General features: G+C 73.7%; 20 protein-coding genes. 8 read left to right on the top strand and 12 right to left on the bottom strand.

What is annotated here, in order from left to right; genetic code table 11:
* Position 1: 1 nt before the first annotated feature.
* The 3 genes from ACFWNV_RS18880 to ACFWNV_RS18870 form a co-directional block, all read right to left on the bottom strand.
* Positions 2-694 carry an aspartate/glutamate racemase family protein gene (locus ACFWNV_RS18880; protein WP_383947944.1) on the bottom strand — a complete coding sequence of 231 codons (693 nt, stop codon included), beginning with the start codon at positions 692-694 and terminating at the stop codon, positions 2-4.
* 46 nt (positions 695-740) lie between these two features.
* On the bottom strand, positions 741-1,802 hold the full coding sequence (locus tag ACFWNV_RS18875; RefSeq protein ID WP_383947941.1) for an aromatic acid exporter family protein: 1,062 nt from the start codon (positions 1,800-1,802) through the stop codon (positions 741-743).
* Between the two features lie 178 nt (positions 1,803-1,980).
* The gene (locus ACFWNV_RS18870) at positions 1,981-4,104 is read right to left on the bottom strand and encodes a PIG-L family deacetylase (RefSeq protein ID WP_383947938.1); all 2,124 of its coding nucleotides are present in this window, start codon (positions 4,102-4,104) and stop codon (positions 1,981-1,983) included.
* A gap of 979 nt (positions 4,105-5,083) precedes the next feature.
* On the opposite strand from ACFWNV_RS18870, the gene ACFWNV_RS18865 reads away from it, so the two are divergent.
* Both ACFWNV_RS18865 and ACFWNV_RS18860 read left to right on the top strand, forming a co-directional pair.
* Complete coding sequence (locus ACFWNV_RS18865) at positions 5,084-5,968, top strand: patatin-like phospholipase family protein (protein ID WP_383947936.1); 885 nt, start codon at positions 5,084-5,086, stop codon at positions 5,966-5,968.
* Between the two features lie 301 nt (positions 5,969-6,269).
* The gene (locus ACFWNV_RS18860; protein ID WP_383947933.1) at positions 6,270-7,880 is read left to right on the top strand and encodes an alpha/beta hydrolase; all 1,611 of its coding nucleotides are present in this window, start codon (positions 6,270-6,272) and stop codon (positions 7,878-7,880) included.
* A 23-nt stretch (positions 7,881-7,903) separates the two neighbouring features.
* Here ACFWNV_RS18860 and ACFWNV_RS18855 read toward each other — a convergent pair whose 3' ends face one another.
* Complete coding sequence (locus ACFWNV_RS18855; RefSeq protein WP_383947930.1) at positions 7,904-9,343, bottom strand: FAD-dependent monooxygenase; 1,440 nt, start codon at positions 9,341-9,343, stop codon at positions 7,904-7,906.
* A 38-nt stretch (positions 9,344-9,381) separates the two neighbouring features.
* Here ACFWNV_RS18855 and ACFWNV_RS18850 point away from each other — a divergent pair, with 38 nt between their 5' ends.
* Complete coding sequence (locus tag ACFWNV_RS18850; protein WP_383947927.1) at positions 9,382-10,080, top strand: TetR/AcrR family transcriptional regulator C-terminal domain-containing protein; 699 nt, start codon at positions 9,382-9,384, stop codon at positions 10,078-10,080.
* Between the two features lie 69 nt (positions 10,081-10,149).
* On the opposite strand, the gene ACFWNV_RS18845 is transcribed toward ACFWNV_RS18850, so the two are convergent.
* The 3 genes from ACFWNV_RS18845 to nadE all read right to left on the bottom strand — a co-directional run bounded on the left by ACFWNV_RS18845 (position 10,150) and on the right by nadE (position 13,114).
* Positions 10,150-11,724, bottom strand: a complete 1,575-nt coding sequence (locus ACFWNV_RS18845) for an MFS transporter (protein WP_383947923.1) — start codon at positions 11,722-11,724, stop codon at positions 10,150-10,152.
* 28 nt (positions 11,725-11,752) lie between these two features.
* The gene (locus ACFWNV_RS18840; RefSeq protein WP_383947921.1) at positions 11,753-12,076 is read right to left on the bottom strand and encodes a hypothetical protein; all 324 of its coding nucleotides are present in this window, start codon (positions 12,074-12,076) and stop codon (positions 11,753-11,755) included.
* Positions 12,077-12,283: 207 nt separating this feature from the next.
* Positions 12,284-13,114, bottom strand: coding sequence for an ammonia-dependent NAD(+) synthetase (gene nadE / locus ACFWNV_RS18835; protein ID WP_383947918.1), 831 nt, complete (start codon positions 13,112-13,114; stop codon positions 12,284-12,286).
* Positions 13,115-13,282: 168 nt separating this feature from the next.
* On the opposite strand from nadE, the gene ACFWNV_RS18830 reads away from it, so the two are divergent.
* Complete coding sequence (locus tag ACFWNV_RS18830) at positions 13,283-13,843, top strand: PadR family transcriptional regulator (RefSeq protein ID WP_383947916.1); 561 nt, start codon at positions 13,283-13,285, stop codon at positions 13,841-13,843.
* Positions 13,844-13,913: 70 nt separating this feature from the next.
* On the top strand, positions 13,914-15,644 hold the full coding sequence (locus tag ACFWNV_RS18825; protein ID WP_383947913.1) for an acyl-CoA dehydrogenase family protein: 1,731 nt from the start codon (positions 13,914-13,916) through the stop codon (positions 15,642-15,644).
* Positions 15,645-15,688: 44 nt separating this feature from the next.
* On the opposite strand, the gene ACFWNV_RS18820 is transcribed toward ACFWNV_RS18825, so the two are convergent.
* The gene (locus tag ACFWNV_RS18820) at positions 15,689-16,405 is read right to left on the bottom strand and encodes a TetR/AcrR family transcriptional regulator (RefSeq protein ID WP_383947910.1); all 717 of its coding nucleotides are present in this window, start codon (positions 16,403-16,405) and stop codon (positions 15,689-15,691) included.
* 97 nt (positions 16,406-16,502) lie between these two features.
* On the opposite strand from ACFWNV_RS18820, the gene ACFWNV_RS18815 reads away from it, so the two are divergent.
* Both ACFWNV_RS18815 and ACFWNV_RS18810 read left to right on the top strand, forming a co-directional pair.
* The gene (locus tag ACFWNV_RS18815) at positions 16,503-17,378 is read left to right on the top strand and encodes an NAD(P)H-binding protein (RefSeq protein WP_383947907.1); all 876 of its coding nucleotides are present in this window, start codon (positions 16,503-16,505) and stop codon (positions 17,376-17,378) included.
* Positions 17,379-17,663: 285 nt separating this feature from the next.
* On the top strand, positions 17,664-18,989 hold the full coding sequence (locus ACFWNV_RS18810) for a peptide MFS transporter (RefSeq protein ID WP_383947905.1): 1,326 nt from the start codon (positions 17,664-17,666) through the stop codon (positions 18,987-18,989).
* Positions 18,990-19,020: 31 nt separating this feature from the next.
* Here ACFWNV_RS18810 and ACFWNV_RS18805 read toward each other — a convergent pair whose 3' ends face one another.
* On the bottom strand, positions 19,021-20,139 hold the full coding sequence (locus tag ACFWNV_RS18805) for a glycosyltransferase (protein WP_383947903.1): 1,119 nt from the start codon (positions 20,137-20,139) through the stop codon (positions 19,021-19,023).
* 278 nt (positions 20,140-20,417) lie between these two features.
* Here ACFWNV_RS18805 and ACFWNV_RS18800 point away from each other — a divergent pair, with 278 nt between their 5' ends.
* Positions 20,418-21,401, top strand: a complete 984-nt coding sequence (locus ACFWNV_RS18800) for a deaminase domain-containing protein (protein WP_383947900.1) — start codon at positions 20,418-20,420, stop codon at positions 21,399-21,401.
* A 16-nt stretch (positions 21,402-21,417) separates the two neighbouring features.
* Here ACFWNV_RS18800 and ACFWNV_RS18795 read toward each other — a convergent pair whose 3' ends face one another.
* The 3 genes from ACFWNV_RS18795 to ACFWNV_RS18785 all read right to left on the bottom strand — a co-directional run bounded on the left by ACFWNV_RS18795 (position 21,418) and on the right by ACFWNV_RS18785 (position 24,637).
* Positions 21,418-22,251: an SDR family oxidoreductase gene (locus ACFWNV_RS18795; RefSeq protein ID WP_383947897.1), complete on the bottom strand. Its 834-nt coding sequence runs from the start codon at positions 22,249-22,251 to the stop codon at positions 21,418-21,420.
* A 157-nt stretch (positions 22,252-22,408) separates the two neighbouring features.
* Positions 22,409-22,951, bottom strand: coding sequence for a GNAT family N-acetyltransferase (locus tag ACFWNV_RS18790; RefSeq protein ID WP_383947895.1), 543 nt, complete (start codon positions 22,949-22,951; stop codon positions 22,409-22,411).
* A 36-nt stretch (positions 22,952-22,987) separates the two neighbouring features.
* Positions 22,988-24,637 carry an MFS transporter gene (locus tag ACFWNV_RS18785; protein ID WP_383947892.1) on the bottom strand — a complete coding sequence of 550 codons (1,650 nt, stop codon included), beginning with the start codon at positions 24,635-24,637 and terminating at the stop codon, positions 22,988-22,990.
* Positions 24,638-24,703: the final 66 nt, after the last annotated feature.

Raw genomic sequence — 24,703 nt, 5'->3', positions numbered from 1 at the left:
CTCAGCGGGCCAGCGCCGCGTCCACCGCCGCCTCCGCGTGCAGGCGGGCGGTGGGGAAGAGCGGTACGGGGCTGTCCGCGGGGCCGATGAGGAGCTCGATCTCCGTGCACCCCAGGACGATCCCCTCGGCGCCCCCGGCGACGAGCTTCTCGACGACCCGGCGGTACGCGGCACGCGATTCCTCGCGGACGACGCCGAGGCAGAGCTCCTCGTAGATCACCCGGTGTACGAGCGCACGCCCCTCGGGGCCGGGAACGCTGACATCGAGCCCGCCCGCGGCCAGGCGGCCCCGGTAGAAGTCCTGTTCCATCGTGAACGCGGTACCCAGGAGCCCCACCCGGCGCAGCCCGGCACCGCGGACGGCGGCGGCCGTGGTGTCCGCGAGGTGCAGGAGCGGGACGGAGACGGCGGCCTCGACCGCGTCCGCGACCTTGTGCATGGTGTTGGTGCAGATCAGCAGGAGGTCGGCGCCCGCCGCTTCCAGCGACCGGGCGGCACCGGCCAGTACCTCGCCGGCCTCCTCCCAGCGGCCCTGGACCTGAAAGCGCTCGATGTCCGCGAAGTCCACGGAGTAGAGCACGCAGCGGGCGGAGTGGAGTCCGCCGAGGCGTTCGCGGGTCCGCTCGTTGAGGATCCGGTAGTACTCCGCCGTCGACTCCCAGCTCATACCGCCGATCAAACCGATCGTCTTCATGCGCCGATCATAAAGGGAAGTCGCATATGGCCGTACGTCCATAAGGTTAGCTTTGAGTGTCTGTGGGGCGGGGCTCCAGCGCGTCGAGGACCCGGTGCAAGGGCCGGCGCAGGGCGACGGCGACGGGCCGGGGATCCGTGTCGGCGTACGCGGCGAGCCCGTCGCGGGCGGCGGCCACGGCGCCCCCCGGGTCGCCTCCCGACAGGGCCTCCTCGACGGCCCGCGCGGTGAGCGAGGCCAGTTCGGGAACCCGGAGCCGGGCCCGGTCGAGCTCGGGAGCGAGGCCCTCCCGGCAGGTGAACGCGTCCACCTCGCCGGCCAGCGTCGCCACGTGCACGGCGAGCCCGTCGGCGGTGGCGATGCGCTCGGCCCGGAGCCGCACGGTGCCGCGCTGACGGCGGCGCAAGGGGTTGAACCGCAGGGCGCGTTCGGCCTCGCGGGCGCGCGCGGCCCCCGCGTGCACCGCTTCGACGTGGGTGTGCACCCGGGCGAGGTTGTCGCGGGCGGCGGCCGGACCGCCGCCCAGCACCGCCGCCGTACCGGTGAGGCAACGGCTCAGCCGTGCGGCGCAGTCGTCGGCGACGGCCGTCAGCACGCGCAGGGGGTCGGGCGGCCACAGCAGCGGAGCGAGGAGGATGGTGACCGCCGCGCCCGCCACGGTCTCCCACACGCGGTCCAGTGCGTAGGAATCGGGGGAGGTGCTGGCGAAGACCAGCAGGGAGGACAGCGCGACCTGGATGTTGTTCGTGCCACCGGCCCGCAGGAGCATGCCGACACCCAGGCCCAGGGCCACCACCAGGGTCAGCGTGAGGGTGGACGGCTGCCAGAGGTTCAGTACGCCGATCGCGATCAGCACGCCCGCCACGACCCCCAGGATCCGCTGCAGCGAGGTGCCCAGGGCCGTCATCGGATCACCGCGCAGGGCCACCAGGGGGACCATCGCCGCGAAGACCGGCGGCTGGTCGGCGCCCAGCCACAGCGCGGCCTGCCAGGCCGCGGCCACGGTCACCACGATGCGCGCGGCGGCCGGCCCCTCGGTGCGCAGGAGCTCCCGGGCCCGGTCCGACCGCCCGGCCCGGCGCGCCGGGGAGCCGGCGAGATCGGTCATCCGTCGAGCGGGCGCAGGCCGGGACGAGGGGGCGCGGGATCCCTCCGTACGGGGGAGCACGAGGTCATGGGAGCCCCGATCGCGGGTCGAGTGGGGTGGGAGCCGGGGTGGACGGCGTCGGGAGCGGCGCGGTCCACCGCCGTCCTCGCCCGTCCGCCGCCATCGTCGCCCGCACCGCTCAGCGCTGCCACCCGGGGTTCGCGCTGTTCTCCGGTGCGCCCGCCGGTGGCGGGACGGCCCGGTACCAGGGGGAGGAGGGCGGCCGGCTGCCGAGCGGCTCGGAGCCGGCCGGGGGAGCGGTCGTGACGTGCAGACCGGCGTCCAGGCCGAGGACGGCGCCGACGGCGGTGCCGTCCTGCGCGGTCAGGGCCGCCGGGGCGCCGGTGTAGTGCATCTGGGACTCGTACCAGGACGGTCCGCCGTCCGTGTCCGATGCGCCGACCGTGCCCGCGCCCGCGCGGCCCGTGAGCAGGCTCCCCGCGACGCCGACGGCTCCGTAGCCGCCCTCGCCGCCCACCTCGGTGACCGGGGAGAACCGCGGTGCGGTCCCGCCCGCGGTGGTCAGGCTCGTGCCGACGGTACCCGTGCCGGGGTGGCGGAAGTAAAGGGCGACGCCGTCGCCCTTGGCGCCCGCCGTGAGCGGCCCGGTGGTCGTGGGCAGCCCGGTGGGGACGGGGGCGCCGAACGGGGCGTCCGGGGTCTGCTGGACCCAGGCCAGCACGCTCTGAGTCGTGGCCGCGTACACGTGGCGCCGGCCGGCCGCGTCCGTCGCGGTGACCGGGTCGCCGCGCAGGTCGGAGCCGCCCAGGGACTGCCACGCACCGAAGGTGCCGTCGGGCGCCGACTGGGTGCTGGCACGCAGGGTGCGCTGGGAATCGCGTACGTAGACGGTCATCCGGCCGGTACGGTCCAGGGCCACGGCCGGTGCGCTGATCGCCGAGGTGCCGGACACGTCCTCCGTGTCCGGGGTGCCCAGCGACAGCCACGGGCCGAAGGCTCCGTCGGGCGCCGTCTGGACGGAGTACACGAGCTCGCGTCGGTACTCCTGGGGCGTGCTGCCCAGCGTGGTCCGGGTGCCGAAGACCGCGACCCTGCCGTCGGGGAGCCGGGCCGTCGCCGCTCCCGTGTCCATCCCGGTCCCGGCGAGGAACTGGGGCCCCTGCCACGGGGCGTTGGGGCCGCCGCGCGACCAGTAGGCCATCTGTCCGTCCAGCACGCCGAAGGCCCACAGCCGGCCGGACACGCCCTCGGTCATCCAGGAGCCGACATCGCCCCGGCTGTAGCGGATGGTCCGGTTCCAGCCGGAGCCGGCGGGCCGGGTCGCCGTCTTGCGGTCGCCGCACCCGGCGGGGCTGCCGCACCAGTTCTCGTGGTCGGACCAGGCGTAGGTCTTGAGGTAGCCGAGCTTCTCCTCGGCGGCCTGCGGGTCCAGCACCGGGGGCAGGGCGGTGTTGGGATAGCTCACGTAGTTCTGGACCGAGAAGTGCGGGCGGTCCGTGGACTTCGCGTAGCGCTCGGCGGCGGCCTGCACGAAGCGGGCGCCGTATATGTGGTCCTGGTGGTCGAGGAAGACGCTGCCGCGTATGCGGCCCGGGGTCGGGTCCTGGGTCCGTATGGTGGTCGGCCGGTACAGGGCGAAGACCCCGGCGATGGCCTCCACGATCTGGTCCCTGTCGTACGAGAACCCGGGCTTGACCGGCGTCCCCGAGCTGAGCTGGGCCTCCAGGGCGGGGACCCGGCCGTCCCACAGTCCGCGCAGGCTGTCCGGACTGTCCCCGGAGATGGTGCGGGCCTCGCGCAGCTGCATCCACACCAGGTTGACCTCGGGCCGCGCCACGAGGACGTCCACCTCGGCGCTCCCGCCGCCGAGGGTGGGTATGGAGCGGCGCTGCCAGGCGCTGGTGCGGTCGCCGGTGGCCATCTGCGCGTAGGCGGCCCGTATGCCGTTCTGCCGGGCCTCCGCGTACGCGGCGCGGTCCGCGGGGCCCGCGGGGTCCTGCAGGTGGGGGCTGTGGGCCTCGTTGCGGCCGTCGGACTCACCGGAGGTGAGGTAGACGGTGGTGACCTTGATGCCCGTCGATATGGAGCGGCTCAGGTCGGGGTTCATGAAGTAGAGGTCGTCGTCGGGGTGCGCGACGATCTGCAGGACGGTTCCCTCGGTCACGCTCGGGCGGAGCGCCGCCCCGGGAGCCGCCGACTCGGGCGTGGCCCCGTACCCGTAGGCCCAGGTCGTCACACCGCCGGCGCCGACGGTGAGCGCGGCGAGCAGGCCCGCGATGCGGGTGCGGCTGGCCAGGGACATCTGCAACGCCTCGGGGATCGGTGGGTCGGTCGGGTGCGGAGCCGGGGTGCGGGGCGGTTCCTCACCCCGTCGGCCCCACCGCTTTCCGGAGACGACCGGGCCCGATTATGCCTCGCGCGCGTGTGCCTGACACACCGTCGGGTCGATTATCGGGTTGTATGGGGCACCTTGCGCGGATCGCGGGATTGAGTGCTGTTTGTCCGGATAAGCGGAGGAGGGGATCCCGCTTCGTGCCCACGTGTCCGGGTGGTCGATCTCGCTGTCGCATTCCGGGCGCAATCGGTCGCCCCGGCCGCCGATGCGCAGGTCGGCGGGGTGCGAGGTCCGACCCTCACGCCTGACGGAGCGTCGGCGGCCGACGGCGAATCGTCCGGGGCGGCCGCGCGAGGGAGACGCCTCCCGTGTGAGCGGATCCACACGGTGGTCGTCGGTCTTGAGACGGGCGAGATAGGGGGTGTGCCCGCCGCACCGGCGGCGGCCCGGGATCCGCCGCGCGGCCGAACCGGGGCTGACCGGCAAGAGCCGAAAGGGGCGGCCCGGCCGACGGACGGGACGGCTGCTTCCTCGTCGGCGACGTCGATCGTCTGGTGCTGTCCGCCGTCGTTGACCACCGCGGTAGCGCCTGCACCAGGTGAACGGTGTCCTGGCCGGCGCGTCCCCGGTGGTGTGCGTTCAGGGAGAGGACCAGCTCTGCTCGGCCCGCCGGGTCGTCGGCCGGGGTATCGGCGCGGCCCACGAAGCCTCCGAGACGGCCGCCGAGCCACGTGCGGCGGCGGCGGCGCTGCGCACGGCCCCGGCCCGCGGGACCCGGTCCCGGGCGGCCGATGTGGCCGCTGGTGTCCGCGCCGACGGGACGGCGGTGTCCGCGCGTCCGGGCGGGCCGCTTGACCTCAACTCCGGTCGAGGTCCTACCGTCGGCCCTGTTGGCCGTCGGTTGATCGGTGCCTGACGGCAGCGTGGGAGGACGAGGGGGAACACCATGAGCCTTGGTATCGGAGCCACCGCGCAGCGGGCAGTCGTACTGGGACCGGGCGGCCCGGTCGGTACGGCCTGGATGGCGGGCCTGGCCGGCGGACTGCGCCGCATCGGGGTGGATCTCGGCGGAGCCGACCTCGTCGTCGGTACGTCGGCCGGTGCGATCGTCGGCGCACTGCTGGCCACCGGCCAGGACCCCGGACGGCTCGCCGCCCCCGGATCCGGGGCCGGTCCGGCCGCCCCCGCGGAAGTGGTGGACGCGGCCCGGCTCGGTTCCGTGTTCGCGGTGCTCGGCGAAGCCGGCCTGGAACCGGGCGAGGCCCGGCGCCGCGTGGGCCGGATCGCCCTGGACCACGCCGGCTCGGCGGCCGGCCCCGACGCCGAGCGGGCCCTCCTCGCGGGCCGGGCCGCGCTGATCGGTACCGGCGGCTGGCCGGAGCGACGGCTGCTGATCACCGCGGTGGACGCGGCCACCGGTGAGCCCGTGGTGTGGGACCGTACGAGCGGAGTCCCGCTGGTGCAGGCCGTGGCCGCGAGCAGCGCCTTCCCAGGAGCCGAACCGCCCGTAGCCGTCGGTGGGCGGCGGTACATGGACGGCGCCCTGCGTGCCGGGACGAACGCGGACCTCGCGGACGGGGCCCGCACGCTGGTCGTCGTAGCGCCCATGGCGCACCTGTTCCCCGGCGAGCCGCACGAAGAGCAGCCGGAGCAGGCCGGGGCGCGGACCGTCGTGACCCTCGTACCCGACCCGGACGCGGTAGCGGCGTTCGGGCCGGACCTGCAGGACCTGGCCCGCTGGGAGCCGGCGTTCCGGGCGGGCCTCGCCCAGGCGAGCGCCGCCGCCGAACGGCTCCGCCCGCTGTGGGACACGCCAACCGGCACGGCCTAACAAGCGCCGCCACCGGCCCTCACGCACCGCCCCCACCGAGCCGATGAGCCCGCGACCCGGCCGATGGCCATCCGGTCGTACGGTCATCCGAGCAGCCGAACAGGCGCACGAGCCGAACCCGCAGGCCGGGGCCGTACGTTCCGCATCCCGTAGGGCCCGCCGTCTATCCCGTCCGCCCCACGAATGGGAACCTGAACCTGCCGCTCAGCCGAGCGCGGGCGCCCACACCCTCCCCCCGGACCAGGCCGACACGGCCCGTGCGCGCCCCTGCCGTCGACCTGCCAGCATGGGAGATCACCGCATGCAGACCCGTTTAGACGATGCGCGCAAGCGAGTGGTGTGGGGGATAGCCCTCGTCCTGATCGCCGTCACCGCCCTGCTCGGAGCCGGGCCCGGGGCCGCCCGGGCCACCGCCCTGCCCGCCCCGCCCGTACCCGCCCTGTCCTGGGGGCCCTGTGCCGACGACCAGGGCGACGGCTTCGAGTGCGCGACCGCCCGGGTGCCGCTCGACTACCGGCGGCCCACCGGAGCCACGATCCCGCTGGCCGTCACCCGGCGGCTCGCGGCCGACCCGGCCCACCGCACCGGCGTCCTGGTGCTCCACCCCGGCGGCCCGGGCAACTCGGGCGTGAACTTCGCCCGCGACAGCTACGACGCGCTCCCCGCGGCCCTCCGCGACGGTTTCGACGTCGTCGGGTACGACATGCGGGGCGTGGCGCGCAGCGGCCAGGTCGAGTGCTGGAACGACAAGGAGTACGCGGCCGCCGTCGACGCCGCGCGCGGAGTCCCCGGACCGGGCGCCCTGCAGACCGCGGTCCGGCAGGGCCAGGAGTTCGCCGCCGCCTGCCGGGAACGCTCGGGCGGGCTCCTGCCGTTCATCGGCACCGCGTCGAACGCCAAGGACCTCGACCTGCTGCGCCAGGCGCTCGGCGAGGAGACGCTCACCTTCTACGGCCGCTCCTTCGGCAGTTACGTCGGCACCGTGTACGCCGCGCAGTTCCCGCGGCGCGTGCGCGCCATGGTCCTGGACGGGGCCTACGATCCGCGCCGCTACGCCGACGTGCCCTACGCCTACGACGCCGCGCAGTTCACCGCCCTGGACGGAGCGGTCGCCCGCTTCCTCGACTGGTGCGCACAGAACGCCACCGCCTGCGGATTCGGCGACGGCAAGCCCCGGCAGGCCTTCGAACAGCTCAAGCGGGACCTCGACGCCGATCCGGTCGTCACCGCGAGCGGACGCCCGGCCACCGGCTACACCCTCGCCTACCGCCTGATGTTCAACATCAACTCGGGCAAGGAGATCTGGCCCTACCTGGGAGAGGCCCTGGCCCTGGCCCAGGCCCACAAGCCCTCCTTCCTCCTCTCACCCCCCTCACCCGCGTCCTTCGACTTCCTCAACGTCAACATGGCCGTCGAGTGCGCCGACCGCGTCTACCCGGCCAGCCGCCTCCTCCTGGGCGCCGTCGTCGGCGCGGAGTCCGCATCGTCACCCCTGCTCGGGCCGCCCATCGGCCTGGGACCGCCCACCTACGACCACAACCACGCGCCCACCTGCGCACAGTGGCAGGCGGAACGCCCCAGCCGCTACGAGGGCTCCTACCGGGCGGCCGGCTCCGCCCCGATCCTGGTCCTCGGCACGACCGGGGACCCGGACACCCCGTACCAGGACGCCGTGGCCCTGGCCGCGACGCTGGACGCCGGCCGGCTCCTGACCTTCGACGCCGAGGGGCACACCGGCTACAACCGGAGCGCGTGCGTCAGCGCGCTCGTCAACGCCTACCTGTCCACCCTGGCCCTGCCCGCCCGGGGCACCGTCTGCGCGGACGAGACGCCCCCGGAGCCCCTGGCCCGCCGCACCACCGCCCCCACCCCCGCCGACGAAACGAACGACGTGATCCCGACCCTGCACTGACACCGACCGCTCGGAAGCATCGGTCAGCTTCCCGTGGTGAGGGAGGTGGGACGGGACAGGCGGGTGAGGTACGAGGGAAGGCCTGTCGCGTCCTTGGCCGCCCAGCCCACGTAGCCGTCGGGGCGTACCAGGAAGAGGCCCTTGCCGTACGGCTCGTACGGTCCGATCCGGTGGACGTGGATGAACTCCGCGTCCACCGGAGGCAGTTCGACGTCCGTGTCGACGGCGAGCAGGGTGAAGTGCGGTCCGCGGAACAGGTCGAAGAGCCTGCGCCCGTCCGGCAGCGGGCCGTCGGGTGCGCGGTCCCCGGCCTCCAGGGCGCCCGCGGCTCCCTCGGAGAGGGGGCCTCCCCGGTAGCCCAGGCCGAGCTGGCGGGTGGCGCCGCCGCGCTCCTCCTGGCCGCGGTGGATTCGTGTGGACAGGCCCAGTACGTGCGCGGCAACGGGCTGGCGTTCCTCCTCGTAGGTGTCCAGGAGCGCGGGGTCCGCGCCGTGGCGCAGTACCTGTCCGAGCTTCCAGCCGAGGTTGTAGGCGTCCTGCACGCTGGTGTTGAGGCCCTGGCCGCCGGCGGGGGAGTGCACGTGCGCCGCGTCGCCCGCGAGCAGCACCCGGCCGGCCCGGAAGCGGTCGGCCATGGCGGCGCGCGGCCTGAAGTCGGAGGCCCACCGGACCTCGGTGACGTCCTGTGCGCTCAGGTGCGTCAGCGCGGCGACCGCGGCGGGGATGTCGAGGTCGTCGGTCCGCGCCACGAACTGGTGCTCGTCGGTGCCCGGCAGCGGGCACAGCGCGGCGTAACCGCCGTCCGCGCCCGGGAAGAGGTGCCAGTGGTCGCGGTCCAGGGCCCCGGGGCGCAGCCGGACGTCGGCGACGACCATCGGGGCGGGGTCCACGGTCTCGCCGGTCATGCCGATGCCCAGGGCCTTGCGGACGGTGGAGCGGCCGCCGTCCGCGGCGACCAGGTAGGCGGCGCGCAGCGTGCTGCCGTCCGAGAGGTGCGCGCTCACCCCGTCGGCGTCCTGATCGAAGCCGGTCAGGGCGGTGCCGAAGCGGACCCGGCCGCCGAGCCCGGTGAGGCGCTCGAACAGGATCTCCTGGGTGCGCCACTGGGGCAGCAGCCGGGCGCGCGGATACGGCTCGGTGTCCGTGGGGCCCCCGACGCCGCTGTCGCCGAGCATGTCGTGCTCGCCCACGGGCCGGCCGTCCTGCCAGATCTGCCCGATGGGTGCGTGGGCGCTCGCCCCGTGCACCGCGTCCCCCACGCCGAGGTCGTCGAAGACCTCCAGGGTCCTCGGCTGAAGGCCCTTGCCCCGGGAGCCGGGGAAGAGGGCGTCGGCGCGCTCGACGACCAGGGCGCGGACGCCGCGGCGGGTGAGGTCCAGGGCCAGGGCCAGTCCGGTGGGGCCGGCGCCGACGACGAGCACGTCGGGAGCCCCGGTTTCCTTAACGATGTTAAGTGCGGTCATGGGTACGAGAATGTGCTTAACGCTGTTAAGTTGTCAAGGTGGTGAGAGAAGAACGAGAAGCGAAACCCGAACGGGCCCGGCTCGACCGTGCGAAGGTGGCCTCCACCGCCCTGCGGCTGCTGGGAGACGTGGGCCTGGAGGGGCTGACCCTGCGGGCCATCGCCAAGGAGCTGGACGTCAAGGCACCGGCCCTGTACTGGCACTTCAAGGACAAGCAGGCACTGCTCGACGAGATGGCCACCGAGATGTTCCGCCGGATGACGGCGGACCTGGACGCGGCCCGCCCGCCCGACGACTGGTCCCAGGCCCTGGAGGCCGCCATGCGGGGGCTGCGGGAACACCTGCTGCGCTACCGGGACGGGGCCAAGGTCTACAGCGGTACCCACTTCACCGACATGAGCTACGCCGCTCCGATGGAGGCCCATCTGCGGACGCTCGTCGCGGGCGGCTTCACGGCCGCGGGGGCGGCCCGGGCCTGGTTCACCGCGTACAGCTACACCATCGGGTACGTGATCGAGGAACAGTCGATGGGCCCGCTGCCCGGCTCGGACGGCGAGGGCTACGACCTGGAGGCCCGCGCCGAACGGCTCGCGGGCTACCCGCTGGCGGCCGAGGCGGGACCGGAGATGTTCCGCGATCAGGACGCGGGCTTCGAAGCGGGCCTCGCGGCGGTGCTCGCGGGCATCGCCACGACCCTGCTCCCGCCCGCGGCGCGGCCCGCCCCGCAGGGCCGGTAGAACCCAGCGGAACCGCAGGGCCCGTAGAACGCCACGGAACCGGTCCGCCCCGCGGGTCGCGCGAACCCGTCAGGGCGTAGAGGCCGCGACCGCCGCGCCCCGCACCTCGCGCCGGGGCGCGGGCGCCGGTGCGGTGACCATGACGGCGGCCACCCCGGCGCCCAGGAGCATGATGCCGGCCGCCCACCAGAGGGCGACCCCGAAGCCGTGCACCACGCCCTGCGCCTCGACCAGCCGCTGTGCGGCGGACGCGGAGACCCCGTCGGCGGCCGGTGCCGGCCCCGCGAGGTGCGCGGCGACGTAGGCCGTCGCGGCCGTGCTCGCGATGGTGTTGAGCAGCGCCGTCCCGATCGCCCCGCCCACCTGCTGGGCCGTGTTGATGGTGGCCGAGGTGACCCCGGAGTCCCTGCGGGCCACGCCCTGGGTCGCCGTCGACATCACCGGCATGAAGACCAGGCCCATGCCGAACCCGAGGACCAGCATCGCGGGGAGCACGTGGGTCGCGTACGAGGAGTCGACTGTCAGCCGCGTGAGCAGGACCAGCGCCAGAGTGGCCAGGAGCAGCCCGGGGACGATCAGCCGGCGCGGGGCGAGCCGGTCGAGGAAGCGTGCGGAGACCTGGGTCGCGCCGGTGATGATCGCCAGGGTCATGGGGAGGAAGGCCAGCCCGGTCCTGACGGGGGAGTAGCCGAGGACCAGCTGGAAGTAGTAGGTCATGAACAGGAACAGGGCGAACAGGCCGATGGTCGCCAGCGCCATGGTGACGAGGCAGCCGGCCCGCGTCCGGTCCCTGATGATGTGGGGAGGGAGCATGGGCTCGCTCGCCCGCGTCTGCCACCAGCCGAAGACGGCCAGCAGGACGGCGCCTCCGGAGAGGAGGCCGATGACCAGCCCGTCGGACCAGCCCCGCGGTTCGGCCTCGCTCAGCCCGTACACGAGGGCCACGAGTCCGCCGCATCCGAGGAGCGCTCCCGGGACGTCGAGCTTCGCCCCCGTACGACCCGTGCCGCGCAGCACGGCGAAGGCGCCGAGGACCGCGACCGCGGCGATGGCCACGTTGACGTAGAGGCACCAGCGCCAGTTCAGGTACTCGGTGAGCAGGCCTCCGGCGATCAGGCCCACGGCCCCGCCGCCGCTCGCGATCGCCGCGAACACGCCGAAGGCCTTGGCGCGTTCCCTGGGGGTGTCGAAGGTGGTGGCCAGCAGCGACAGGGCGCACGGCGCGAGGAGCGCCGCGAACACGCCCTGCAGCGCCCGGGCCGCGAAGAGCATGCCCGGTCCGCCCGCCGCGCCGCCCAGGGCGGAGGCGAGGGCGAAACCGCTGAGGCCGATGACGAACGCCCGCCTGCGGCCGATGAGGTCCGCGATGCGCCCGCCCAGCAGGAGCAGCCCGCCGAAGGCCAGCGAGTAGGCGGTGATCACCCATTGCCGGTTGCCGTCCGACATCCCCAGATCGCGCTGGGCGGAGGGGAGCGCGATGTTCACGATGGTGGCGTCGAGGACGACCATCAGCTGGGCCAGTCCGATGACGGCCAGCGCCCACCAGCGCCGGGGGTCGGGCGGGGCGGACGGTGCGCCGCCGTCCGCGGAACGGGGTGCGGCGTCGGGCACCGGGCCGGGTGAGGTTCCGCTGGCGGACGTCATGCAGTCAGCCAAACACGGATCGTGAGGTTCAGCCCGCCTGGAGATCCGGCGGTGGGACCCGGCGGCCCCAGCCGGAACGGCCGGACGGGTGAGCCGTCCGGTGGACCCGGTGGGACCGGAGGTGGAGGCGGTGGAGGCGCTGGGACCGGTGGAGCCGGACGGGCCGCCCCGTCCGGACCGTCCGCGCGCCGGGTTCCGCGACCGGTGCCGCCCGCGGGACGTCCGGTACGGCGGCCGCCGCCCGCTGTTGGCGGACGTGGAGCCGGCGCAGGGCCGTGTACAGGGCGGCGGTGACCACGCTGGCGGCGCACCAGGCGCCGAGGACGGCGAGGATCGTGCTGAGGACGGCCACGGGGACTCCTCGGGTGTGTACGGCAGCGCCTGGGCGAGCCGGGCGAGTGGTTGCTCGCCGTGACCGTCCACTACCCGGAGGAGGCGGACTTCACGCCCTTCGCCACCCCACCTCCACGGCCGCCACCCGACCTACACGGCCGCCACGCAACCGTGACCGCCATGCCGCCACCGCCATGCCGCCACCGCCACCGACGCCGGGCGCCCTCTACGGCGCGATCGGCAGCTGCCGCTTGTGCTCGGTCAGGCGGTAGCGGCGGACGATCGTGTCGAAGGCGCGCTCCCCGACCGGCTTGCCCTCCAGGAAGTCGTCGATCTCGTCGTACGTCACACCCAGCGCGTCCTCGTCGGCCTTGCCCGGGTCGAGGGTCTCCAGGTCAGCCGTCGGCGTCTTCCAGACCAGCTCGGCCGGTGCGCCCAGGGCGTCGGCGCAGGCCCGTACCCGGCGCTTGGTCAGCCCGGTCAGCGGCACCACGTCGGCCGCGCCGTCGCCGAACTTCGTGAAGAACCCGGAGACCGCCTCGGCGGCGTGGTCGGTGCCGACGACCAGGCCGTCGTGCGCGCCGGCCACCGCGTACTGGGCGATCATGCGCTGGCGGGCCTTGATGTTGCCCTGGACGAAGTCCTGGTGGCGGGCGTCCCGGAAGACGGTCCCGCCCGCCAGGGAGGCGGCCAGCGCCGCATCGCTCGCGGGCTTCACGTCCACGGTCAGCACCCGGTCGGCGTTGATGAAACCGAGGGCGAGCTGCGCGTCCCGCTCGTCGGCCTGGACCCCGTAGGGCAGGCGCATGGCGTAGAACGTCGCCTCGTGCCCGGCCGCCCGCGCCCGCTCCACGGCGAGCTGGCAGAGCCGGCCGGCCGTGGTGGAGTCCACCCCGCCGCTGATCCCGAGCACCAGGGAGCGCAGGCCGGTGGAGGTGAGCCGCTCGGCGAGGAACGCCACCCGGCGCTCGATCTCCCGCTGGGCCTCGAAGCTTTCGGCCACCAGGAGTTCCCGGGCGATCTCCTGCTGCAGGGCGGTGGACGCCGGCTGGCTCACGGTTGCTCCTCATGATGGTGGGTCGGTCCGCGCCGCGGTGCGCTGCGGTCCGATGCGGTGCGCTGCGGTGCGCTGTCCCGCCGACCCTAACCGAGCGCGCGGGTGAGCCGCGTCTCACCCTCGCGGCGGCGCTTGTCTATGCAACGAGTTGCATACAAGGATCGGGGCATGGCACTTGAGCACGCGATCCTCGTCTCCCTGCTGGAGCAGCCCGGTTCCGGATACGAACTGGCCCGCCGGTTCGACCGGTCCATCGGCTACTTCTGGACCGCGACCCACCAGCAGATCTACCGCGTGCTCAGCCGGATGGAGGGCGACGGACGGCTCGACGTCCGCGAAGTGCCGCAGCGGACCCGGCCGGACAAGAAGGAGTACTCCGTCACCGAGGCCGGCCGCGCCGCGCTCGCGGCCTGGCTCCACGAGCCGATCCAGCCCGACACCGTCCGCCACGAGCTCGCCGTGAAGATCCGCGGCGCGGCCTTCGACGATCCGGCCGCCCTGATCCGCGAGGTCGAGCGGCACCACCGGACCCACGCCGACCGGCTCACGCACTACCTGGCGGGAGAGCTCCGCGACTTCACCGGACCGCAGGCGCCGGCTCCGGATCCCTCCGACGCCGGGCGCGAACTCCAGCACGTCGTGCTCCGCGGCGGCATCGCCTACGAGCGCATGCAGCTCGCCTGGCTGGAGGACGTACTGGCCACCCTCCACCGCCTGGCGTCCCCCTGACCCGGCGCCGCCGAGCCCTCCCTCCCACTCCCTCGTCACCCCTCATCCTCCGACCGGAAGGCGAACGCCCATGAGCGACCAGCTGCTGTTCAACCCGCGCACCTACGACCCCGCGCACTTCGACCCCGAGACCCGCCGTCTGCTGCGCGCGACCGTCGACTGGTTCGAGGAGCGCGGCAAGCGCCGGCTGATCGAGGACTACCGCACCCGCGCCTGGCTGGGGGACTTCCTCGCCTTCTCCGCGAAGGAGGGGCTCTTCGCGACCTTCCTGACCCCGGAGCCGGCCGCCGGCCAGGACGGGCCCGACAAGCGCTGGGACACCGCGCGCATCGCCGCCCTCAACGAGATCCTCGGCTTCTACGGCCTCGACTACTGGTACGCCTGGCAGGTCACCATCCTCGGCCTCGGCCCGGTCTGGCAGAGCGACAACGCCGCCGCCCGCGACCGCGCCGCCGGGCTCCTCGACGCGGGCGAGGTGTTCGCCTTCGGCCTGTCCGAGAAGACCCACGGCGCGGACATCTACAACACGGACATGCTGCTGGAGCCCGATGCCGACGGCGCGGGGGGCTTCCGGGCCACCGGCTCGAAGTACTACATCGGCAACGGCAACGCCGCCGGACTCGTCTCCGTCTTCGGCCGCCGCACCGACATCGAGGGCCCGGACGGGTACGTCTTCTTCGCCGCGGACAGCCGCCACCCCGCGTACGAGGTGGTGAAGAACGTGGTCGACTCCTCGAAGTACGTCAGCGAGTTCCGCCTCACGGACTACCCGGTCGGCGCCGAGGACGTCCTGCACACCGGCCGCGCCGCCTTCGACGCCGCCCTCAACACCGTCAACGTCGGCAAGTTCAACCTCTGCACCGCCTCGATCGGCATCTGCGAGCACGCGATGTACGAGGCCGTCACCCACGCGCAGGGCCGCATCCTCTACGGCCGCCCCGTCACCGCCTTCCCGCACGTGCGCCGCGAGCTGACCGACGCGTACGTCCGCCTCGTCGGGATGAAGCTGTTCAGCGACCGCGCCGTCGACTACTTCCGCTCCGCGGGCCCCGACGACCGCCGCTACCTCCTCTTCAACCCGATGACCAAGATGAAGGTGACCACGGAGGGCGAGAAGGTCATCGACCTGATGTGGGACGTCATCGCGGCCAAGGGCTTCGAGAAGGACACCTACTTCGCCCAGGCGGCCGTCGAGATCCGCGGCCTGCCCAAGCTGGAGGGCACGGTCCACGTCAACCTGGCGCTCATCCTCAAGTTCATGCGCAACCACCTGCTGGAACCGGCCGAGTACGCCCCCGTCCCGACTCGCCTCGACGCGGCCGACGACGCCTTCCTCTTCCGCCAGGGCCCGGCCCGCGGTCTGGGATCCGTACGGTTCCACGACTGGCGCCCGGCCTACGAGGCGTACGCGGCCCTGCCCAACGTGGCCCGGTTCCGCGCCCAGGCCGACGCGCTCTGCACGTTCGTGGAGACCGCCGCCCCCGACGAGCGGCAGAGCCGCGACCTCGACCTCCTCCTGGCGGTCGGCCAGCTCTTCGCCCTGGTCGTGCACGGCCAGCTCGTCCTGGAGCAGGCCCGCCTGACCGGCCTGGACGAGGACGTGCTCGACGAGCTGTTCGCCGTCCTCGTACGGGACTTCTCCGCGCACGCCGTCGAACTGCACGGCAAGGACTCCGCCACCGCGGACCAGCAGGCCTGGGCCCTGGGCGCGGTCCGCCGCCCGGCCGTGGACGCCGACCGCTCGGCGCGCGTGTGGACGCGGGTGGAGGCCCTGGCGGGGGCGTACGAGATGAAGCCCTGACACCAGGTCTCTCCGATCCGCCCCCGGCCCGGCCCGCTCGCGGGTCAGGCCGGGGCCGGACCCGCGATGCGGGTGAGCAGCTCGCCCAGCAGGAGCTGCTCGCCCGGCGTCAGCCCGGTGGCCCGGGGGAGCAGGGCCTGCAGGGCGATCGCCGCCCCGGCGGGACCGGGGGCCGCCGGGGCGGGGGCGTCGGTCGTGATCGCGGCGATGACCGCTTCCCTGGCCAGCCGGGAGACGGACAGGTCCCGGTGCTCCTCGGGGGTGGCGATGAGCGCGAGCGTGGCGCCGCCGCCCACGGCGTACACCAGCCGGGTGGCCCGCTCCTCGTCGACGCTGAGCCTGCCGGCCTCGGCGATCCGGTGGATGTGGGCGCCGAGGATCTCCAGCGCGGCCAGGGCCGCCGGAGGCAGCGCCCCGGGGCGGGGTTCCCCGTACATGAGGGCGTAGAGGGCCGGGTGGGCGAGCCCGAAGGACAGGTTGAGCTCCCAGCCGGTCCGCAGGTCCTCGACCGGGTCGCCGCTGGGTTCCAGTACGGCCTTCTGCCCGAGGTGGACCGCGAAACCGTGGGCCGCCACGGCGTCGAGGAGACCCTGCTTGTCGCCGAACAGCCGGTAGATGGTCGGGGCCTGGACCCCCGCGGCGGTGCTCACCGCACGCGTCGACACGGCCTCCCGGCCGCCCTCCGCGAGAAGTGCGGCAGTGGCGGCGATGATCCGTTCACGGTTGCTCTCCGCGGGGGCGGAGCGGTCGGTGCTCTCCATGTTTCCAACGATAACAGGATCACGTTAGCGATTTGCGTGGCGCTCGCTAACGTGTTTTGGTTATCAGTGGAAACAATGCACCCCGCAGGAGGCCCTCATGATCGTCATCACCGCACCCACGGGCCGGATCGGCCACCAGGTCCTCAGCGCGCTCGCCCGGACCGACCGCCCGCTCCGCGTGATCGCCCGCGATCCCTCCCGGCTGGATCCAGCCGTCCGTGAACGCGTCGAGGTCGTCCGGGGTTCGCACGGCGACCCCGAGGTGCTCGCCGAGGCGTTCGAGGGAGCCGACAGCGTCCTGTGGCTGGTCCCGCCGGACCCCCGGACCGAGGACGCCCTCGCCCACTACCTCGACTTCACCCGCCCCGCCTGCGAGGCCCTCAAGACCCGTGGCGTCAAGCGGGTCGTCGGCATCACCAGCCTCGGCCGCGCCTACGGCAAGCCCGCCGGACTGCTGTCGCCCGCCTTCGCCATGGACCGGCTGATCGAGAGCGCCGGCGTCGACTACCGGGCCCTGGCCATGCCCTTCTTCATGGAGAACCTCCTCGGCCAGGCCGCCGCGATCGCTGCGGGCACCTTCTTCACCCCGAACACCCTGGACCGCCCCCTCGCGACCGTCGCCACCCGCGACATCGCCGAAGCCGCCACCCGCCTGCTGCTCGACGACTCCTGGACCGGCCAGGAGGAGGTCCCGGTGATGAGCGGCGACGCCCTGACCCCCGAGGACATGGCGCGGACCATGTCCGAGGTCCTGGAGCGGCCCGTCGGGGCGGTCCACGCCGACCTCGGCACGTACCGCACGACGATGGCCGGCTACGGCATGAGCGGGGCCTGGGCGCAGGGTCTGGCCGACATGGCCGCAGCCCAGAACGACGGCATCTACGACGCGGACCGGGAAGCCCCGGGCACGCCCGCGCCCACGACCTTCCGCCAGTGGTGCCAGGAGGTTTTCAAGCCCGCCGTCACCGGCTGAAGCCCGGCGGCGGCCCCGGGGGAGACGGCCCCGGGACTTTGGCCCCGTGCCTCCTGCGGACCCGCTCCGTCCTTTCGGCCGGTGTGCGGGCGGCCCTGCGAAATGTTCACTGGAAGGAGCCGCGACAGCCGGAGCGCACACCCCCGAAAGGCTGGAACCCCACGATGTCGACGTCCACGGCCCAGAGGACGGAGGTGATCGCAGAGAACCGCACCCGCACGGGTCTGCTGCCGCTGTGCCTGAGCGAGGCAGCGGAGCGGTTCTCCTTAGCGGTCCTTCTACGGAATGCGCGCGGTCCTGGCGCTCTTCCTGATCGACACCGCCCACGGCCTCGGCATGTCGAAGACCACGGCGGTCGCCCTCGTCGGCGCCTACCTGTCGGCCTGCTACTTCACCGCCCTGCCCGGCGGCTGGATCGCCGACCGGCTGCTCGGCGCCCGTAGGACCGCGCTGGCCGGCGGGGTGGCCATCCTGGCCGGACACATCGCGCTCGCCTTCGAGGCAGGAGCCGCGGGCGTCTACGCCGGCCTCGTCCTCATCGCGGTCGGCACCGGCCTGCAGAAGCCCACTATGACCGCCCTGGTCGGAAAGCTGTACGCGCGGGGCACCGACCAGGAACGGGACGCGGCCTACAGCAAGTTCTACGCCGCGGTGAACGTCGGCGGCCTGGCCTCGACCCTCCTCGTGGGCTGGCTCGGACTGCACTTCGGCTGGCACGTCGCCTTCGGGACGGCGGCCGTGGCCATGGCCGTCAGCCTCTGCGTCTTCCAGTCCTCGGGCAGCCTCCGCAAGGCCGCCGACGCACCCGGCCGCCCGCTCACCCGCACCGAGGCCCGCACGGTGGCCGTCCGGGCCGTGTGGTGCGTGGCCGGAGTCCTCGCGGCGGGCGCCGCGGCCCGGGCCACCGGCACGCTGACCCTGCCCCACGCACTCACCGCGTTCGCCGTCCTGGCCGTCGTCGTACCGGTCGGCTACCTCGTCACCCTGCTGCGCCGCCCCGACCTCGACGAGCGGGGACGGGCGGGCATCCGCGCCTACGCACGGCTGTTCGCGGCGGCCGTCGCCTTCTTCTGCATCTTCGACCTGGCCGCGTCCAACGTGCAGCTCTTCGCCGCGGACCACGTGGACATGGAGGGCATCCCCGTCACCTGGCAGGCGGCCCTGAACCCCGTCATGACCATCGCCTTCGCCGGGGTCCTGGCCTTCGTATGGCGCAAGGTGCGCCTCTCCTCCCCGGCGAAGTTCTCCGCCGGACTCGTCCTCGGCGGACTGTCCTTCCTCCTGCTCGCCCTCGCCGCGGGCCGCGCCACCGGAAACACCCACATCTCGCTGCTCTGGCTGGTCGGGCTCTACGTCCTGCTGAGCCTGGGCGAACTGTTCCTCGCCCCGACCGGGCTGTCGATCAGCCACAAGCTGGCCCCGGCCGGCACCGGGTCCCAGCTCGTGGGCCTCTTCTTCCTGGCCGCCGCGGCCGGCGACGCCATCGGCAGCCAGGTCGCCACCCACCTGACCGGCGCCGCCCTCTACCTCGCCCTGGGCGGCCTGGCACTGTTCGCCGGCCTCGCGATGGCCGCGGCCACACCGAAACTGCGCCTCCTGACCGGCGAATGACCCGGCCGCCCGCCGGGGCGGGTCCCCCCTCCTACCGGATGGCCTCGAAGGAGGCGACGAGGTCGTTGGGGGAGGGGAGCGCGGCCATGTCGGCCTGCGTGGCGGCCGCCCCCTTGCGGAGGGCCTCGTCGGTGAGCAGGCTGCCGAGCAGGGCGGCGTCCACCTCGGCGCCGGTCGAGCGCAGGGCGAAGCCCAGGCCGGTGGCGGCGTCGACGTTGATGAAGTGGTCCGCGCCCTGGGGCAGGATCAGCTGGGGGACGCCCAGAGCGGCGGCCGTGAGCATGGTGCCGGAGCCGCCGTGGTGCACGATCGCGTCCGAGGTGTCCAGGAGCTGTGCCAGCGGCACCCAGGGCAGCACCCGGACGTTGTCGGGCAGCGTGCCGAGCGGGCTCAGATCGGTGTCGCCGACCGCGAGCAGGAAATCGGCGTCGACGGACGCGGCCTCGGAGACGACCCGGGTGACCGGGTCGACGCCCGCGAACTCGGTCACCACGGTCCCGAGGGTGATGGCGATCCGGGGCCGGGAGCCGCGGGCCACGAGATCGCGCGGAACGGAGCCGCCACCGTTGTGCGGCACGTAGCGGACGCGCCAGCCGGTGCCGTCCCCGCCCAGGGAGGTGGGTATGACGTCGAGGACGGTGTGGGTGGCGGGGCCTTCGACCCCGCGGGCCGCGTACTCGTCCGCCAGCAGGCCGGCGAGCCGGCCGACCATGCCGAGGCCGGACATCACACCGAAGTTGTGGACCACGGCCGGGATGCCCAGGGCCGCGGAGACCAGCGGTGCGGCGGACTGGAAGGCGGCGTGGACGATGACGTCCGGCCGCCAGGCGGCGGCGACGGCGAGGAGGTCGTCGATGGTGACCCGCCCGTGCTCGGCGAAACCGGCCGCGGCGAGCCGCTCGGTGTCGTCAGGGCTGTTGCCGTCCGTGACGAACTTCAGCTCCGAGCCGTTCTGGGCGCGCTTGAAGGCGTCCAGCAGCGTCGAGCCGTCGCCGATCTCGACGGTGGGCAGACCGGCCTGCCGCATCTGGTCGTACGGGGCCGAGACCGCGAACAACACCTGGTGCCCGGCGGCCTGGAGGGCCTGGGCGGTCGGCACCATCGGGAACAGATGGCCCACCGAAGCGGGGCCGGTGAAAAGAATGCGCACGGCATGACTCCTTGGTTGGAGCCCCGAATTCCTGCTCTGCCGGGGCTCCTTGAGGGATCTGGCATCTGTTCGAACGAACCCGCTCTCGCTTCGGTTTCCCACGAGATGGTCGAATTTCGGCCGATTCTGACGCGCATCAGCCCACCCGGACGGGGGCGTTGAGTATTCGTTCAGTCATCGGTCATCGCTCCGCGTCATCGTGGACGGGCGGGGTGCGGCGAGGAGGATCCGGCCGGCCGGGCGGGTCGCGACGTACGCCGGGAGCGAGTGGGGGGCCCATGACCACGGCGGCATTCAGGAACAAGGCGCGACTGCGGTACTCGATCGCCTTCGTCGGGTACGCCGATCTCGAAGGGGAGATCGAGGGGGTCTCGCACCAGGACCTGCGCGGGGACAACTACTACCAGGACCTGCCCGAACCCTCGGACTGGACCGGAGCCCTGCGCGGCATCCAGCACCGCAAGGACGCGGAGCGGCAGGTCGTCAACCTCCTCGCCGACGCGATCTACCACCATCTCGGCTGCCGGAGCACGGCGGAGTACAGGACCGGGATCGCCGCCGTCCGCAAGGGCACCGTCGACCTGTACTCCGACATGGGTCCGTGCCACTCCTGCCGGTCGGTGATCAAGGACTTCCGCCGTGACTTCCCGGCCCTCGCCCTCACGGTCCGCTACCGCAACGCCCTGTTCGGCGGCGGCACGGCGCAACTCCTCCAGGCGGGCGACGGCCTGTACGGGGCCTACGGCATCGGCGACTCCGAGCAGGGCGACGGCGGCCAGTGGGTCAAGAGCTACCCCGGCAGCCCCCTGGCCGCGGTCACCGCGACCTTCGACGCCAAGGTCGCCGGCCCGGACGGCTACCGCTTCCAGGGCGCCGTGACGGCCGTCGACCAGCAGCTCCGCGCCCCGTTCCTGTACCCGGCGCCCAGCAGCACCGCGGCGCCCCTCGACGAGGTCGCCGCCGTCCTCGACCAGGTCGCGGACCACATCCGCGACACCATGGCGCCGGGACAGCAGATGCGCCCGCAGTCCTTCCGCCAGTGGATCCGCGGCATCGACCAGGGCACCGTCCGGCTCCTCGGGGAACGCGGGCCCAGCCAGGCCGGCCGGACCGCGGTGGCGGCCTTCGTGGCCGACTTCCCCAAGGTGCGGATCGAGGTGACCTACGCGGCTGCGTCCGCGCAGGCCGACGGGTGCGGGTACGCCGACGCCACCGCGCGACCGGGCGGAACCTGGCTGAAGGTCTTCCCGGCCGCCCGCTGACCCGGCCGCCCGGCCGTCAGGCCGGGGGCGGGCCCTGTACGAGGAGGCGGGCCGCGGCGTGATCGGCGCGGTCCGCCTCCTCCGAGGCGTCGATGTAGCCGTAGGCGTCGTCACCCACGGGGATCCGCAGCGGAGTGGGGCCCTCGGCGGCCACGATGCCCAGGACCTGCTCGGCGAAGTACTCGGGGCGTCCGGTCTCGGGGCTGTCCGCGAGGCCCCGGGCCCCTTCGAGCATCTCGCGGTTGGTGGCGTCGTAGGCGGGGACCCGGTGGGCGGCCTCGGCCATCGAGGTGCCGTAGCGCGTCGCGAACATGCCCGGTTCGATGACGGTGACCCGGATGTTGTGGGGCGCCGCCTCCATGGCGAGCGTCCGGCTCATGCCTTCGAGGGCGTGCTTCCCGGCGGTGTAGGCGGCCAGGCCGGGGAAGGCCAGGCGGCCGACCACGGACGAGACGTTGAGGATGTGGCCGTGTCCTTGGGCCCGCATCAGCGGCAAGACCAGCCGCGCGAGCCGCCAGGGGCCGACGACCAGCGTCTCCAGCTGGTCGCGCAGTTCGGCGTCCGAGACCTCCTCGACCGCGCCGAACAGCCCCACGGCGGCGTTGTTCACGAGGACGTCGATCCCGCCCAGGCGTTCCACCGCGGTGCGGACGGCCTCCTCGCAGGAAGCCCCGTCCCGCAGTTCGAGCGGGACCGGGACGATGCGGCCGGGCCAGGCGGCGGCCAGGTCCTCCAGGTCCGCGGTCTTGCGGGCCGTGACGGCCAGTTCGTCCCCGGCCCGGGCCGCCGCCGTGGCCAGTGCGTGTCCGAGCCCCGAGGAGCATCCCGTGATCAGCCAGCGTCGTCCCATGGTTCCCCCGTGGTGGCCGAGTTGCCCCTGATGGTGGCGGCAGTTCATGTTCGGGGCGGCTCCGGTCCGGGGTCATCCCCGCTGCGGGGGCGCGCGGAGGCGCGCAGGCGCACGTCGGGGCGCGCGCACGCGCCGGGCGGAGCCGGCCGCCAGGCGGCTATGCCTGGGTGGCCGGGCCGCCGCTCGCCCGGGCGGCGCGGCGCAGCCGGGAGCGGGCCGGATCCTGGGGCGGGTGCGAGGCCGCGCCCGTGTGTTCCCCCGGGTTCGGGCGGACGAAGAGGGTGACGGTGACCTTCTCCGTGAACCCGTTGCGCCGCATCATCGCGGCGGAGGCCGCGTTGCCGCTCTCCACATCGGTGATGATCCGGGACGCCCCCGCCGCGAAGAGCGCCGTGCAGCAGTGCTCGACCAGGGAGCTCGCGACGCCCCGGCCCCGGGCGCGTTCCTCCAGCGCGATCCACTCCAGGTAACCCCAGTCCTCCCGCTCGTCGTACGACAGCGATCCGAGGACGAATCCGAGCAGCCCCTCCTCGTCCCGGGCGATCCAGCAGGCGTCCGGCTGGGCGTCCCAGTGCGCGGCCACCGACGACAGGGACCAGGAGGTGTAGGGCATCGCCTTCACGTCGAAGGACCGGTAGCCGAGATCGAGAACGGCATCGAGGTGGGTCAGACGCAGGGGGAGGATCTCGACTTCAGTCATGAGAACGATGATGACATGACGGGATATGTCTTCCCGTCACCTCGCGGCGAGAGCCTCGGGGTCCGCGGCCGGCTCCCCGGCGGGCTCTCCGGCCGGTTCTCCGGCGGGTTCTCCGGCGGGCGCCACGGCCGGGTTCTTCGGGCCGCGGGCGAGCACGTAGAGGAACAGGACGCCCATGACGGCCACCCCCGCCCACATGGCCTGCTGCCAGCCTTCGACGAAGGACTGCCGGGCGGCGTCGACGAGTTCCTGCGCCCGGGGGCCCGCCCCGCCCGCGGCCCCGACGGCGTTGGCGACGCCCTCCCGGGCGGCGTCCGCCGCGCCCTGGGGGAATCCGTGGAGCCGCCCGTCCACGGCATTGCGGTAGCCGGCCGACAGCAGTGCTCCGAGCAGGGCCACGCCGAGCGCGGTGCCGAACTCGCGGGTGACGTCGTTGAGAGCGGAGGCGACGCCCTGGCGCTCCCGCGGCAGGGAGCCGGTGATGACCTCGGTGGAGGGTGTCATCGCCAGGCCCATGCCGATGCCCATGGCGAGCATGCCCGGGAGGACGGACGGGTAGCCGCCGTCGACGGAGACGATGCCCGCCATGAGGGCGAGGCCGGCTCCGGCCAGCAGGATGCCGGTCGCCATGGTCGCGCGGGCACCGGTGCGCACGGCCAGCCGGGGAGCAAGACCGGAGGCGAGCATCATGGCCACGGCCATGGGCATCAGGGCGAGCGTGGACCGGATGCCCGACCAGCCGAGGACGGCCTGGAAGAACGGGAAGAGCACCACGAAGATGCCCGCCTGCACGCCGAAGATGGTGAGGAGGGTGAGCGAGCCGCCGGCCAGTCCGCGCTCGCGGAACAGCCGTACGTCGAGCAGTGCGGCGTCGCGGAGCCGCAGTTCCCAGCCGACGAAGGCGACGGCGGCGAGCAGTCCGACCACGAGGCCCGTCAGGGTGGCGGGATCGGACCAGCCGCGCTCCGGCCCTTCCTGGAGGGCGAAGATCAGGCCGACCGCGGCGACGACGGAGGTCAGTGCCCCGACGGTGTCGAAGGGGTGCCCCGGGACCTCGCGGGAATCGGGGATCGCGCGCAGCGACATGGCGAGGGCCACGAGGACCAGGACGACGGGCAGGACGAAGAGGTAGCGCCAGTTCGCCACGTCGACGAGCGCCGCGGAGAGGAACATGCCGAGGATGCCGCCGCCTCCGGCGACTCCGGTCCACACCCCGATGGCCCGGCCGCGCTGGTCCGCGGGGAAGGTGGAAGTGATCACGGCGAGGGTGATGGGCATGATCATCGCGGCGCCCGCACCGCTGAGCAGGCGGGCGGCGAGCATGACCTCCACCGACGGGGCGAGACCCGCGAGGGCGCTCGCGACGCCGAAGACGGCCAGGCCCGCTATCAGCGTGGGCTTGCGGCCCAGCCGGTCCCCGAGCGCCCCGAGCGGCAGCAGGAGCGCGGCCAGGGTGAGGGTGTAGAGGTTGATCATCCACAGGACGGTGCTCTGCGAGGCGCCGAACTCGACGGCGAGGTCGGGCTGGGCGACGTTCAGCCCGGAGACCGAGGCGATGACGGCCATCAAGGCGATGCACACGGTGATCAGAACGGTGCGCAGCCGGCGCGGGTCCGGGCCGTCGCCGCCGGGGGCGGGGCCGGGTGCGCCGGGGGCTGCCGCCCCTGCGAGCTGGTTCGTACTCATGGCTTCCTCTCGGAAAAGGGCATGCGGAAGGCAGCGCCGGACCGGGTCCGGCGCTGCCGGTGAAGG

Origin of the sequence: Streptomyces sp. NPDC058401 (genome assembly GCF_042722885.1) — a bacterium.
In the GTDB taxonomy this organism is placed as follows: Bacteria; Actinomycetota; Actinomycetes; order Streptomycetales; family Streptomycetaceae; genus Streptomyces.
This window is presented reverse-complemented; position numbering and strand designations above follow the sequence as displayed.

Bases quoted from the DNA above. Each gene is read 5' to 3' on its own strand.
- ACFWNV_RS18790 (WP_383947895.1), bottom strand. From the start codon at position 22,951: ATGACTGAAGTCGAGATCCTCCCCCTGCGTCTGACCCACCTCGATGCC.
- ACFWNV_RS18815 (WP_383947907.1), top strand. From the start codon at position 16,503: ATGATCGTCATCACCGCACCCACGGGCCGGATCGGCCACCAGGTCCTC.
- ACFWNV_RS18870 (WP_383947938.1), bottom strand. From the start codon at position 4,104: ATGTCCCTGGCCAGCCGCACCCGCATCGCGGGCCTGCTCGCCGCGCTC.
- ACFWNV_RS18810 (WP_383947905.1), top strand. From the start codon at position 17,664: ATGCGCGCGGTCCTGGCGCTCTTCCTGATCGACACCGCCCACGGCCTC.
- ACFWNV_RS18865 (WP_383947936.1), top strand. From the start codon at position 5,084: ATGAGCCTTGGTATCGGAGCCACCGCGCAGCGGGCAGTCGTACTGGGA.
- ACFWNV_RS18845 (WP_383947923.1), bottom strand. From the start codon at position 11,724: ATGACGTCCGCCAGCGGAACCTCACCCGGCCCGGTGCCCGACGCCGCA.
- ACFWNV_RS18875 (WP_383947941.1), bottom strand. From the start codon at position 1,802: ATGACCGATCTCGCCGGCTCCCCGGCGCGCCGGGCCGGGCGGTCGGAC.
- ACFWNV_RS18830 (WP_383947916.1), top strand. From the start codon at position 13,283: ATGGCACTTGAGCACGCGATCCTCGTCTCCCTGCTGGAGCAGCCCGGT.
- ACFWNV_RS18855 (WP_383947930.1), bottom strand. From the start codon at position 9,343: ATGACCGCACTTAACATCGTTAAGGAAACCGGGGCTCCCGACGTGCTC.
- ACFWNV_RS18825 (WP_383947913.1), top strand. From the start codon at position 13,914: ATGAGCGACCAGCTGCTGTTCAACCCGCGCACCTACGACCCCGCGCAC.
- ACFWNV_RS18880 (WP_383947944.1), bottom strand. From the start codon at position 694: ATGAAGACGATCGGTTTGATCGGCGGTATGAGCTGGGAGTCGACGGCG.
- ACFWNV_RS18800 (WP_383947900.1), top strand. From the start codon at position 20,418: ATGACCACGGCGGCATTCAGGAACAAGGCGCGACTGCGGTACTCGATC.
- ACFWNV_RS18860 (WP_383947933.1), top strand. From the start codon at position 6,270: ATGCAGACCCGTTTAGACGATGCGCGCAAGCGAGTGGTGTGGGGGATA.
- ACFWNV_RS18820 (WP_383947910.1), bottom strand. From the start codon at position 16,405: ATGGAGAGCACCGACCGCTCCGCCCCCGCGGAGAGCAACCGTGAACGG.
- ACFWNV_RS18785 (WP_383947892.1), bottom strand. From the start codon at position 24,637: ATGAGTACGAACCAGCTCGCAGGGGCGGCAGCCCCCGGCGCACCCGGC.
- ACFWNV_RS18795 (WP_383947897.1), bottom strand. From the start codon at position 22,251: ATGGGACGACGCTGGCTGATCACGGGATGCTCCTCGGGGCTCGGACAC.